Genomic DNA, 13083 nt, shown 5'->3' on the forward strand with positions numbered 1-13083 from the left:
GGTTGAGGCTATGATGACTGCACGAACGAAAGTGTCGAATATGTCGAATGACTAGGTGGAATATGTCAAAAAAGGGGGTGAAGAAGCGTTGCGCTCCTTCACCCCCGCTAATGCCTGTATCCGTCAGCCGTTCAGGCGTCTTCGAGCGCAATGGCGTTGACGATGTGCGCCTGGGTATATTCCAGCAGTCCGGCTTCGCCCAGTTCCGCGCCCAGGCCCGACTGTTTGACGCCGCGGAAGGGAATGTTGGCGTCGATCGCCATATGCTGGTTGACCCAGACCGTGCCGGAATCGATCCGCATCGCGACATCGGTCGCCCGCGCCAGATCCTTGCCCCAAACCGTGCCGCCCAGGCCATAGTCACTGTCATTGGCGCGCGCGATCACATCATCGATATCGTCATATTTCAGCACCGGCAGCACCGGGCCGAACTGTTCCTCGCGCACCAGCGGCGCGTCGTCGTCCAGATCGCGGACGATCGTAGGCGGCATGAAATAGCCCGGCCGATCAAGCGCATCGCCGCCCGCCAGCACGGTGCCGCGCGTCCGCGCGTCGTGGATCAGCGCCTTGACCTTGTCGAACTGCATCTGGTTCTGGATCGGCCCGATGGTCGTGCCCTGCTTCGATCCGTCATCGACGATCGCCGCCTTGGCGAGCTTGGCCAGTTCATCGCAAAATTCGTCATACATGGGGGCGGGCACATAGGCGCGCTTGATCGCGATGCAGATCTGCCCTGCATTGGTCATCGCGCCCTGATAGACTTTCTGCGCAACTTGCCGCGCATCGACATCATCCAGCACGATCGCGGCGTCATTGCCGCCCAGTTCCAGCGTCACCCGCTTCACCGTCCCGGCCGACGATGCCATCACCTTCTTGCCGGTGGCGGTCGATCCGGTGAAGGCGACCTTGGCGATGTCGGGATGGCCGGTGATCAGCGCGCCCAGTTCATTCTGGTCACAAACGATGTTGAGCACGCCGGGCGGCAGGATCGCCTGCGCCATTTCGCCGAACAACAAGGTGGTCAGTGGCGTCGTCGGCGCTGGCTTGGCGACCATGCAATTGCCCGTGACCAAAGCTGGCCCCAGCTTGTTCATCAGCAGGATGACCGGGAAGTTCCAGGGCGTGATCGACGCGACGACGCCCAGCGGCGTGCGATGTTCGACGACGCGGTTGCCGCCTTCGTCCTTCAGCACCTTGGGCTCGACCCGCATCGCGGCGAAGGCGCGCAGGGTGAAGACGCTGCCCATGATCTCATAGCCGGCCTGGTCGAGCGGCTTGCCCTGTTCGCTGGTCAGCAGGCTGGCAAATTCGCCGATTCGTGCTTCCAGCGCGTCGGCGAGCTGGTTGACGAGCGCGGCACGCTCTTCGATCGGGGTAGCCGCCCAGCCGGGCTGGGCACGTTTGGCGGCGGCGACGGCGCGGTTCAGCATCGCCTCGTCCGCCTTGGGACATTGGGCGAAGGCAGTGCCTGTCGCGGGGTTAACGACGTCGAACTGGCTGACACCGGGCGTCAATTCGCCATCGATCAGCATGCGGAAATCATGGTCCATCGCTCTTCTCTCCTGCATTATCCGGTCACGCGCCTTGCGTCTTGGCTATCGCTTTCCGCGCTGGCGCGTTGTAGCATATATTTGTGCGCTAAGGATACAATATTGGCAAGGGATGATTGGAGCGGATGAACCAAGGGACCGATCTGCGCGGATTGATAGGCTATCAGATCCAGCGCGCCCATCTCGTAATGGGGGCGGATGCCCGCGCCGCGCTGGCACCGTTCGACCTGTCGCCGGCCAAGTTCACTGCGCTGCTGCTGATCCGCGATAATCCGGGCTGCGACCAGACGGCGCTTGGCCGGGCGCTCAGCGTCAACCGTTCCAGTGCGATGAAGCTGGTCAACATATTGGAGGAGCGCGGGCTGGTCGAACGACGGGCCGGGCGGGATCTTCGCACCAATGCGCTGTTCCTCCTGCCCGAAGGGGAAGTGCAGATTGGCGCGATGATCGAAGCGGTGCATCAGTCCGATGCCCGGATGACCCAGGGTTTGAGCGGCGAAGAGACTGAACAACTGTTGATGCTGCTGCGCAAAATCAGCAGGGAAGATCCTATATCGGACAGCGAAGCGGACAATGGAATCGCCTAAACGGGTTGCGTAAACTGTATCCCTGGCGCACAATGTTGCCAACATTGGGCGGCTGATTCGAAGCCTTGCCGCCTGTAGGGGAGGATCACGCGTGACCGACATGATGGACCTGGACCGGCTGCTGCGGCCGCGATCAGTGGCGATTATCGGCGCATCGGACAAGCCGGGTGCGCTCGGCGCATCGGTGCTGGCCAATCTGGAGCGGCAGGGCTTTGCCGGGGCCATTCATCTGGTGAACCCAAAGCGTACAGAGATTGGCGGGCGGCCCTGCGTCGCGTCGGTCGATGACCTGCCCGAAGGCGTCGATGCCGCGATCCTGGCGATCCCGCGCGTCGGCGTGCTGGATGCGATGCGTGGCCTTGCCCGGCGCGGGGCGGGGGCAGCGGTGATCTTCTCGGCCGGTTTCGCCGAAGATGGCCCGCAGGGTCTCGCGGATCAGGAGGAAATTGCCCGGATCGCGCGTGAAGCCGGAATGGTGGTGGAAGGCCCCAATTGCCTGGGCCTCGTCAATTTCCGCGACAATGTCTCGCTGACCTTCATCGACATGCCGCCAGCACGCGCGCAGGGCGACCGGCGCGTCGGCATCGTGTCGCAATCGGGCGCCATGGCCGCGGTGCTGGCGACGACGATGATCCATCGCGACGTACCGCTCAACTGCTATATCTCCACCGGCAATGAAGCGGCGAGCGGGATCGAGGATTATCTCGCCTATCTGGTCGATCAGCCCGACACAGCTGTCATCGGCATGATCGCCGAACATATTCGCGAGCCTGCCCGTTTCCTCGCCGCCGCGCGGGCAGCGCGGGCAGCGGACAAGCAAGTCGTGCTGCTCCACCCTGGCCGCAGCGCGGCGGGCGCGGCGAGCGCCGCCACCCATACCGGTGCGATGGCGGGCGATCATGCCGTCATGGCGGTGCATGTCGAACGCGCCGGGGTGATCCTGGTCGACTCGCTCGAAGAATTGGGCGACGTGGTCGAGATATTGGCGCGCAACGCAGCGATCGGCACGGGCGGCACGGGCGTCATCGCGGAATCGGGCGCGTTCAAGGCGATGATGCTCGATCTGTCCGAAGCGGTGGAATTGGACCTGCCCGCCTTGAGCGATGCCGACAGCCCGGCCTTGCGCGCGGCCCTGCCGGATTTCGTGCCGGTGACCAACCCGCTGGACGTCACCGCGCAGGGGCTGGTCGATCCGGGCCTTTATGGCCGCACCTTGTCCGCTTTGGTGAACGATGACCGCATCGGCACGATATTGGTAACGCTGATCCAGACCGCGCCTGCGACATCGCACATCAAATTTGCCGCCGTGCTGGATGCCCTCTCCACGCTGCGTCCGACCAAGCCAATCATCATCGGTGGGGTCGATGAAGGCGGCGGCGTGCTGGACGCGGACATTGCGGCATTGCGCGAAGCGGGCGCGACCTATCTCCCCACTGCCGAGCGCGCCGTCCGCGCGCTGGCGCGGATCAGCGCAGCGGCTGCGCGCGATTTCGCGGCTGAACCGCTCAACGCCGAACCGGTCGCCGATCTGGCACAGCTAGGGAGTAGCATCCCCGAATATCGCTCCAAAGAGATTATGGGCGCGCGCGGCATTGCCTTCCCCGCCTTCGCATTGGCGCAGACGCTGGAAGAGGCGGTGCTGGCGGCTGACCGGCTCGGCTATCCGGTCGTGCTGAAGGCGCAATCGCCCGAACTGCCGCACAAGAGCGATGCGGGCGGCGTGATCGTCGGCCTCAAGAATCGCGAGGAACTGGCCGAGGGCTGGGCGCGGCTCGCCGCCAATCTGGCCGCGTCGCGCCCCGACCTGACGCTCGACGGCGTGCTGGTTGAGGGCATGGCGGACAAGGGCGTCGAACTGATCGTCGGTGCGCGCAACGACCCGCATTGGGGCGCTACCATTCTGGTTGGCTTCGGCGGCGTCGCGGCTGAACTGCTCCACGATGTCTGCCTGCTCCCGCCCGACCTGCCACGCGCGGCGATCATTGCGCGCATTCGCAAACTGCGCATGGCCCCCTTGCTCGACGCTTCCGCGGTGCGCCGGTCATGGACATCGAAGCGGTCGCCGATGTCGTGCAACGGCTCGGCCAGATGGTCGCCGCGACCCCGCAAATCCGCGAGGTCGATCTCAACCCGGTGATCGTCTATCCGCAAGGCAAGGGGGCGCTAGCGCTCGACGCGCTCATCTCGCTCTGACGCGGGAGGGGCTGGCGGCGATTTGACTTGGCAAATTGTTTCGCCAGCATACAATGGCGGAACAAGTGCCGGAGAGAATGTCCCCCATGTCGAGCATAACCCTGCCTGCGGATGATCCGCGCAGCATCCTGGCAGACCGGCCGATGCGCCTGCCGCAGGTGGTGGCGATCTTCATCTGCTTCCTGCTCAATGCGCTCGACGGGTTCGACGTGCTGGCGGTGACATTCGCAGCGCCGGGCATCGCCAAGGATTGGGGCGTTGGCCCCAGCGCGATCGGCATCATCGTATCGACCGGCCTGGTCGGCATGGTGATCGGGTCACTGACCTTGGGACAATTGGCCGACCGCATCGGGCGGCGGCGGCAGATTTTGTTGTGCCTGGTCATCATGACGTTCGGCATGCTCGCCTCCGCCTTCGCGACCGGAGTGGTGATGCTGAGCATCTTGCGCATCCTGACGGGCCTTGGGCTGGGCGCGATGCTGGCGGCAATCAATGCCATGTCGGCCGAGTTCGCCAATCGCCGCCGCCGCGACCTGGCTGTCAGCATCATGGCGGCGGGCTATCCGGTCGGTGGCATCATTGGTGGCTGGGGCGCAGCGCAATTGCTGCGCACGGACGGCTGGGAAGCGATCTTCCTGTTCGGCGCGGGCGCGACGGCGCTGATGATACCGCTCGTCCTGATCTTCCTGCCCGAATCCATCGGCTGGCTGGCAACGCGCGGCGCGCCCGATGCGCTGGCCAAGATCAACGTCATCCTGCGTCGCCTTGGCCAACCGCAAGCGGCGCAACTGGTCGCGCTGAACCTGCCCAAGGCGTCGATGCGCGCGCTGTTCCTTGATCGCTACCGAGTCATCACGATCGCGCTCATCATCGTCTACGGCCTACACATGATGACCTTCTACTATGCGCTGGGCTGGGCGCCCTCGCTGGTGGTCGATCTGGGGTTCGACCCTTCGCGCGCCAGCATCGTGTCGGTCTTCATGAATATGGGCGGGGCGATTGGCGGGCTGACGCTGGGGTTCCTGTCGCCCTGGCTCGGCCTGCGGCGGTTGTTGCTGCTGGCCATGGCGGGCGCGGGCATCGCGGTCGCCGTGTTCGGCGTGGTGCCGGGCGACTTCCTCTGGCTGCAGATTGCCGCCTTCGTGCTGGGCTTCCTTGCCAATGGGTCGGTCGTGGGCCTCTATGCGCTGATCGCCAATGTCTTCCCCACCACCTTGCGCGCGACGGGCACGGGTGCGGTGATCGGTTTCGGGCGCTTCGGCGCAGCGCTTGGCCCGTTCCTCGCGGGGCAATTGCTGGCCGCCGGGGCAGGGCGGGGGCTGACCTCGCTGCTGCTGGGCTTGGGATCGCTGGGGGCCGCCGCCGTGCTGCTGGCAGTGCAGATGCGCAACGCCGATGAAAATGGCTAAGGCGAGACGGCGCGATTAGCCCCGGCGGACCGTCACTTCGGCCCCGGCCATGCCGCGGGTCAGAGCAAAGGGTTTGTCGACGCTCACCCGCGCTTCGATGACGCCGTTCATGGCGAGGCAGCAGGTGCCCAGTCTTTGCGCGAACATCTCGATCAACGGGATATGCACCAGCGCCAGATCTTCGGCGGCCTGTGCCACCTTGCGATAATCGACCGTCTCGCCGATCGCCTCGACCTGACCCACGGCCAGCGTCAGTTCGACCGAAATGACGAGCGGTTGCCGCCGTCCGATCTCGTCGGGGTTGATGCCGATATCGGCCAGCAGGGGCAGGTCGCGCACCCGAACCTTGGTCGTGCAGATGCTGTCCGTCATGTCCTCGCCCTTTCTGCCGCCAATACCGTATTGTGCAACAGGCAGGCGATGGTCATCGGACCCACGCCGCCTGGCACCGGCGTCACCGCTTTGGCATGGTCCAATTCCTGCGTCGCGCAATCGCCGACGATCTGCGATGATCCGTCGGCCTGCGCGATGCGATTGATGCCGACGTCGATCACGATCGCGCCGGGCTTCACCCAATAGCCGCGCACCAGATGCGGCGCGCCCGCCGCGGCGACGATGATGTCCGCCTTGCGCGCGATGTCGGGCAGGTGCAGCGTTTCAATATGGGTGACGGTGACCGTCGCCTCCCGCTCCAGCAGCAGCATGGCGACTGGCTTGCCGACGATATTGGACTTGCCGATGACCACGGCATTGAGCCCGCGATAATCATCGATCACGCTGTCGAGCAGCCGCATGATGCCCAGCGGCGTGCAGGGCACCAGCCCGCCCGTGCCGGTGGACAATCGCCCGACATTGACCGGGTGGAACCCGTCAACATCCTTGGCGGGATCGATGCGGTCCAATACCAGCGCTGCGTCGATAGGAGCGGGCAGCGGCAGTTGGATCAAAATGCCATGGATGGCCGGATCGCCGTTCAACTGGTCGATCAAGGCGAGCAGGGCGTCCTGCGGATGATCGACCGGCAACCGATGTTCGACCGACCGGATGCCGACCCGCGCGCATTCGCTGATCTTGCGGCGGACATAGACCTGGCTTGCCGGATCGTCGCCGACCAGCACCACTGCCAGCGCGGGCGGCTGGCCCGTTTGCGCGACGATCGCCGCGACGCGCGCCGCCGTTTCGTCCGACAGGGCGCGCGCCATGGCGCGCCCGTCGATGATCTGCGCCATGGGCCTTTAGGCCTTGAAGACGACGGTGCGTGCGCCGTTGCGGAACACCCGGCCCTGCAGATGATGCTGCACGGCGGTCGCCAGCACGCGCCGCTCGATATCGCGACCCTTGCGCACCAGATCGTCGGGCGTGTCGGCATGGTTGATGGCTTCGACATCCTGATGGATGATCGGCCCTTCGTCGAGGTCGGCGGTGACATAATGAGCGGTCGCGCCGATCATCTTGACGCCGCGCGCATGCGCCTGGTGATAGGCTTGGCGCCCTTGAAACCGGGCAGGAAGCTGTGATGGATGTTGATGCAGCGGCCCGACAGGAAGCCCGCCAGATCGTCGCTCAATATCTGCATGTAGCGCGCCAGCACGATGAGGTCCGCGCCGGTTTCCTCGACGATCGCCTTGATCTGCGCTTCCTGCTGCGGCTTGGTATCCTTGGTGATCGGCAGATGGTGGAACGGCACGTCGCCGATCAGCGATATGGTCAGCGCCTCGCGCGGATGGTTGCACACGATGCCGACGACATCCATGTTCAATTCACCGATGCGCCAGCGATAGAGCAGATCGCCCAGGCAATGGTCGAACTTGCTGACCATCAGCAGCACCTTCTGTCGCTCGTTGCGGCGGCGCAGATTCCATTCCATGCCGCGCTCGTCCGCCAGTCCGGCAAAAGCGGCGCGCAGCGTTTCCACGGCATCGGGGGCGATTTCAAATTCCACCCGCATGAAGAAGCGATCGGTCAGCTTGTCGTTGAATTGCTGCGCGTCGGTGATGTTGCCGCCCTGCTGGGTCAGCAGGGTTGCGACATCGGCGACCAGGCCCGGCCGGTCGTCGCATTGCAGGGTCAGGGTGCAGATTTCACTCACATCGCTTCTCCGGTAATCATGCGCGCTCAGTGGCGGGCCGTATAATCGTTGATCCATTCGACGGTCTTGGTCAGGCCGCCAAAGGGGTAGAAGTGCAGGCGGACCTTGCCATGCTGGTCTCCAAGGCCGCTGGCAAGCGCGTCGACCAGCTTGTCGGGACCGGCGGTACCGATCAGCTTGGTGATCGAAATGCCATATTTGGTCAGCACCGATGCCGATGCTCCGACGCCACAACGGGCGGCAAAGCGCATCAGCGTCTTGATGCCCGCTGGCCCTGGAATGCCGATCCGCACCGGCGCGTCGATGCCGCGCTGGCGCAGGTCCGCCAACCAGCTAAGCACGGGAGCGGCATCGAAACTGAACTGGGTGACGATCAGCGGCGCCATGCCGCGCTGTTCGATTTCCGCACATTTTTCTGTCAGCACGGCGAAACATTGGTCGGGCGTCATATTGGGGTGCCCCTCCGGGTGGCCGCCAACGCCGATCGCCTTGATCCCGGCGCGCTCGAACGCGCCGGTGCGAATGAGCGCCATGCTGTCCGAATAGGGGCCGGCCGCTTCGGGCGGATCGCCCGCGATCACGAAGCAGCGCTGGACGCCCGCTTCGCGCACGACCGCGGCCAGATAGGTTTCGAAATCATCGCCCGATTCCAGCCGCCGCGCGGAAAAATGCGGCATCGGTTCGAACCCCAGCGACCGCACCAGCTTGGCCGCAGCAATGCGCGCTTCCAGCGACTCGCCGGGCAGGAAGGTGACGGCCACCGGCGTATCAGCCGCCATGGTCGGCGCGGCTTCACGCAGCGCATCAATGTCCTTCGCGGTGATCTCCAGCGAATAGCCATCGGTCATGCCCTTGGGCGGCAGATCCCAGTTCGGATGGATCGACGGCAGGGTCATCATTCTCTCCCATGATGGTGTTCGGGCTGGGCCACGCGGCTTTCCTCGATGCATTTTCCTCTAGCGCAACTGCTCGTGTTCGTATAGATGAAATTTTCATGAGTGCGAAATCAACCGATCAGCATAGCCCCGCCGCCCCGCTCGTCATCCTTCCGGGGCTGATGTGCGATTCGCGCATGTTCGGCGCTACGCTCGGCGCTTTCCCGGACAGCTGCGCGATCGACGGCTATTATGGCGGTGCGGACCGGATCGAGGCGATGGCCGACCATGTGTTGGCGCATATGCCCGCGCGCGTGTCGCTGCTGGGCCATTCCATGGGCGCGCGCATCGCGCTGGAGGTCGTGCGCAAGGCCCCTGAAAGGGTCGAGCGGCTGGCGCTGGTCGATACCGGCGTTCACACGCCCAAGCCTGGCGAGCGCGAAGGCCGTTATGCGCTGCGCGACCTTGGCCGGACGCAGGGCATGGCTGCGCTGGTGGCGCAATGGCTGCCGCCGATGCTCGGCTTTGCGGGCCTGCGCAACGAAGCGCTGATGGACAGCCTCTATGCCATGACCGTTTCGGCGGGTCTGCCGGTCTATGAGGCGCAGATCGAGGCGCTGCTCAACCGCCCGTCGGTCGATGCGCTGCTGCCGACCATCGCCTGCCCGACCTTCGCCATGGTCGGGCGGCAGGATCAATGGTCGCCGGTCGCCCAGCATGAAGCGATCGTCGCCGCCATTTCCGGCGCGCAACTGCGCGTCGTCGAAGGGGCGGGCCATATGATGCCCGCCGAAGCGCCAGAGGCGTTCAACCAGATTGTGCGGGAATGGCTGTCATGGCCGCCTGCATGAGTGACGATTTCAGTATGTTTTCCGTGTCTAAGGAGAGAATGGAATGAGTGGTAAATCCCTGCAGCAACTGCTCGACGAAAAGGGCGACATCGTCGAATTCCTGCGCAACCAGCAGGTCGGTCCCAACGCCTATCCGGGCGTGCCTGGCGAATATAGCAACTGGCGCGACGAACAGCGCAGCTGGGCGGAAAGCTCGGTCTTGTTCAACCAGAGCTTCCACATGGTCGACCTGCTCGTCACCGGCCCCGGCGCGTTCGACATGCTGTCCTACCTCGCCCCCAACAGCTTCAAGGGCTTCGTGCCGAACCGCGCCAAGCAGTTCGCGCCTGTCACGCCCGAAGGCTATGTGATCGGCGACGTCATTCTCTTCTATCTGGAAGAAGAAAAGTTCGAGCTGGTCGGTCGCGCACCGTCGATCGAATGGGTCGAATATTGGGCCTCGACCGGCAAGTGGGACGTCAAGGTGGAACGCGACGAGCGCACCATCGCCCGTCCGCTCGACCAGCAGGCTATCGCCGCAACTATCGCTTCCAGCTGCAGGGGCCAAACGCCATGCCGGTGCTGGAAAAGGCGATGGGCGAAACCCCGCCGGACCTCAAATTCTTCCACATGGCACCGATCATGATCGCCGGCGTCGAAGTGCGCGCGCTGCGTCACGGCATGGCCGGCCAGCCGGGTTATGAGCTGTTTGGTCCCTGGAAGGATTATGACACCGTTCGCAATGCGCTGATCGAAGCCGGCAAGGACCATGGCCTGACGCTGTGCGGTGGCCGTACCTATTCGTCCAACACGCTGGAATCCGGCTGGATCCCCTCGCCGCTGCCCGCCACCTACACCGGCGAAGGCTCCAAGTTCCGCGAATGGGCAAGCGAGAACAGCTATGAAGGCAAATGTTCGCTCGGCGGCAGCTTCGTCTCCGACAATATCGAGGATTATTACCTCAACCCATGGGAGCTGGGCTATGGCATCATGGTCAAGTTCGACCATGACTTCATCGGCCGCGAAGCGCTGGAGAAGATCAAGGATCAGCCCCACCGCCGCAAGGTGACGCTGGCCCTCGACAATGAGGACATCGTCCGCGTCATGAGCTCGATGCTCCAGACCGGCGACAAGGCCAAGTTCCTTGAATTCCCCAGCGCCGTCTATTGCATGCATCCCTATGACGCGGTGCTCAAGGACGGCAAGACGGTCGGCTTGTCCACCTGGATCGGCTACACCATCAACGCCGGTCGCTTCCTGGCACTGGCGATGGTCGATGCCGAGTTCGCCGAGCCCGGCACCGAAGTCACCCTGCTCTGGGGCGAACCCGATGGCGGCACGTCCAAGCCCACCGTCGAACGCCACGTCCAGACCGAAATCAAGGCGATCGTCTCCTCGGTCCCCTATTCGGAAGCCGCGCGCGACAATTATGCCGACGGCTGGCGCACCAAGAATGCCTGATCGCTTTTCCTGAGCGGGAAGCAACGGGGGATGCCGCAAGGCGTCCCCCGTTTTCGTTTGGCGTGGCGAAACCCTGGACCACCGCGATGGCTAACCCTAACCGAGCATAGTTGCTGCAGCTGCCAGATCGCACTAAATTGCTGCCCTGCAGTCGCCAGGACAAGCCAGCACCGTTTCACTGCGCCTTAGAAGGTTGCAAACTCGTCGCGCCTCGCGCCGACATCCGCCATGGCGGTGGCTCTTGTCGTGAGCGATCGCGACGCATTTTGCGGGTGTTCGTTACGCATTCTGGTCTGCCTCGGAGTGACGCCCCTTTGCGGTGCACCGCCGATGCGGAATTTAGCGGCCTGTTCCGACAGCGCAGTGACTTCCAAGGTCAGGTTGCGCGCCGCAGCGGAGGTCTGCTCGACCATCGCCGCATTCTGCTGCGTCGCCTGGTCCATCGCACCGACTGCAGTACTGACCTCGGTGATCGCTCTCGACTGCGCTTGGTTGTCATCCGCGATTCCGGCAAGCAATGTGTGCACTCCGCCGACATCCGCCGAAATGGCTGACAAGGCACCATCGACCCGCTGCACGCGTTCGACCGCGGTGCTGATGTCGGCCTGCGTCGCGGTCAGCTGATCGCGCGCGCGTCCGGCCTCTTCCTCGGCGCGCATGGCCAGCGCGGACACCAGATCGGCGACCACTGCGAACCCGCGTCCTGCGTCGCCGGCGCGCCCGGCTTCGACCGCGGCGTTCATCGCCAGCACGCGTGTCTGGACGGCGATCTTGTCGAGCCCCTCGATCACGCTGTCGATGCCCTTGGCACTTTCGCTGACCCGGGTCATCGCCTGGACCGCTTCCTCGGCGATCGCGCGTCCGCCGGCGACCGTGGTGATCGCGCCGTCCGCGCGCTCCACCGTCTGCCCGGCGGCGACGGCGGTCGCCTTCAGTCGTTGGTCCATCTGCGTAATCGCGGCTGCGGTTTGCTCAAGGCTGGCGGCATTGCCTTCGGTGCGCCGGGCGAGGTCCTCGCTGGCCTGCGCGATCTCCTGTGATCCGGTGCGGATCATCATCGTGCCCTGCGCTACCGATCCGATCAACCCGCGCAGGCTGCGAACCGCGCTATTGAAATTGTCCTTCAGCCCTGTGTACGGCGCTTGGAGGTCAGCGACGACTTCGGCAGTCAGATCGCCCTGCGCCAGCGCGGTCAGGCCGGTGCCAAGGCTATCGACGATCAGCGCGGCCTGGGCCTGTTTGGAGGCCTCGGCCGCCTGAAGCTGGTTGCGGAACGCCAGCATCGCCTTCGCCATGTCGCCCAGTTCGTCGCCGCGATCCGCGCCGGCTACCTCAACGGCAAGGTTGCCCTCGCCGAGCGCGCGCATCGTACCGGCGAGGACGACGATCGGCTGCACGACCCGGCGCTGTGCGAGTACTACGAACGCCCATATCCCCGCGATGCCGATCGCCAGCGTAACGACGAGCAGGATCATCGCGATCGTGCCGATCCGCGCTGCACTTTCAGCGGACTGTTTTGAGTTCGCCTCGATCGCCTCCGACGCCGCGCCCATCGACTCCTCGAGCACGCGGAACTGGTCGAAGAACCCCGGCAGCATTGCGCGCGCAGCGACCGGATCGCGGCCGACGCTATCGATGACCTGCGTGGCGGAGCGGACATAGGCCTCCATCGGCGCCTCAAGCTTGGAGGTCACTGCGGCGACCTCGGCGTCGCCGGTATAGGCTGAATCGGCCGCGATGCCCTCGCGCAGCGCGACGAGATGCTCGCGGAAATCATTCTGAATCTCGTCGGGCTTGATCGCGCTGCCCGGTTCTGCCGCCTGGAATGTGGCGAGCACGTCGCTACGGATGGCGTCGTGCATCATGTCCGCGCCCAGATGGTTGGCGAGCAGCGCTGTCGCCTCGGTCTGACGATGCAGCGCGGCGGTCTGCATCCACGCCGCGCCGATGCCACTCGCGCCGCATAGCAGCATCAGTCCGAACAGGACGGCGCCCGCCATCCGGATCGCTCTGGATAGCGAGATCGCATTGCTGGGACTGGACATCGTCATCGGCATGTTTTGCTCACCTGTTCGGCACTGGGGCACAA

At 64.5% G+C, this 13083-nt stretch carries 8 protein-coding genes and 3 pseudogenes; 5 read left to right on the plus strand and 6 right to left on the minus strand.

What is annotated here, in order from left to right; translation table 11 throughout:
- Window positions 1–131: 131 nt before the first annotated feature.
- Window positions 132–1550 carry an aldehyde dehydrogenase family protein gene (locus BF95_RS03285; protein ID WP_043149330.1) on the minus strand — a complete coding sequence of 473 codons (1419 nt, stop codon included), beginning with the start codon at window positions 1548–1550 and terminating at the stop codon, window positions 132–134.
- A 125-nt stretch (window positions 1551–1675) separates the two neighbouring features.
- Between BF95_RS03285 and BF95_RS03290 the strand changes: the two genes are divergently transcribed.
- From BF95_RS03290 to BF95_RS03300, 3 genes and pseudogenes are all read left to right on the plus strand, one after another.
- A complete protein-coding gene (locus BF95_RS03290) occupies window positions 1676–2137 on the plus strand; it encodes a MarR family winged helix-turn-helix transcriptional regulator (protein WP_043149331.1) in 462 nt (153 codons plus the stop codon).
- 100 nt (window positions 2138–2237) lie between these two features.
- Window positions 2238–4330: pseudogene (locus BF95_RS03295) on the plus strand (acetate--CoA ligase family protein).
- 86 nt (window positions 4331–4416) lie between these two features.
- Window positions 4417–5739: an MFS transporter gene (locus BF95_RS03300; RefSeq protein WP_043149332.1), complete on the plus strand. Its 1323-nt coding sequence runs from the start codon at window positions 4417–4419 to the stop codon at window positions 5737–5739.
- 15 nt (window positions 5740–5754) lie between these two features.
- Here BF95_RS03300 and BF95_RS03305 read toward each other — a convergent pair whose 3' ends face one another.
- From BF95_RS03305 to BF95_RS03320, 4 genes and pseudogenes are all read right to left on the minus strand, one after another.
- Entirely contained in the window at window positions 5755–6111 is a 357-nt protein-coding gene (locus tag BF95_RS03305) for a dihydroneopterin aldolase (RefSeq protein WP_043149334.1), read from the minus strand.
- Entirely contained in the window at window positions 6108–6968 is an 861-nt protein-coding gene (folD, locus tag BF95_RS03310; protein ID WP_043149336.1) for a bifunctional methylenetetrahydrofolate dehydrogenase/methenyltetrahydrofolate cyclohydrolase FolD, read from the minus strand. The genes BF95_RS03305 and folD overlap by 4 nt, the downstream gene beginning before the upstream one ends.
- Window positions 6969–6974: 6 nt before the next feature.
- Window positions 6975–7885, minus strand: a pseudogene (purU, locus tag BF95_RS03315) (formyltetrahydrofolate deformylase).
- Window positions 7855–8724, minus strand: coding sequence for a methylenetetrahydrofolate reductase (locus BF95_RS03320; protein ID WP_043149408.1), 870 nt, complete (start codon window positions 8722–8724; stop codon window positions 7855–7857). Before BF95_RS03320 ends, purU begins: the two are co-directional and overlap by 31 nt.
- Before the next feature lie 98 nt (window positions 8725–8822).
- Here BF95_RS03320 and BF95_RS03325 point away from each other — a divergent pair, with 98 nt between their 5' ends.
- Together BF95_RS03325 and desA are read left to right on the plus strand one after the other, a co-directional pair.
- Window positions 8823–9554, plus strand: coding sequence for an alpha/beta fold hydrolase (locus BF95_RS03325; RefSeq protein WP_043149338.1), 732 nt, complete (start codon window positions 8823–8825; stop codon window positions 9552–9554).
- A gap of 43 nt (window positions 9555–9597) precedes the next feature.
- A pseudogene (gene desA / locus BF95_RS03330) lies at window positions 9598–10994 on the plus strand (syringate O-demethylase).
- A gap of 185 nt (window positions 10995–11179) precedes the next feature.
- Here desA and BF95_RS03335 read toward each other — a convergent pair.
- Window positions 11180–13051 carry a methyl-accepting chemotaxis protein gene (locus BF95_RS03335; RefSeq protein WP_081764018.1) on the minus strand — a complete coding sequence of 624 codons (1872 nt, stop codon included), beginning with the start codon at window positions 13049–13051 and terminating at the stop codon, window positions 11180–11182.
- Between the last annotated feature and the right edge of the window lie 32 nt (window positions 13052–13083).

This window comes from Sphingobium sp. Ant17 (assembly GCF_000588875.1).
Lineage (GTDB): Bacteria > Pseudomonadota > Alphaproteobacteria > Sphingomonadales > Sphingomonadaceae > Sphingobium.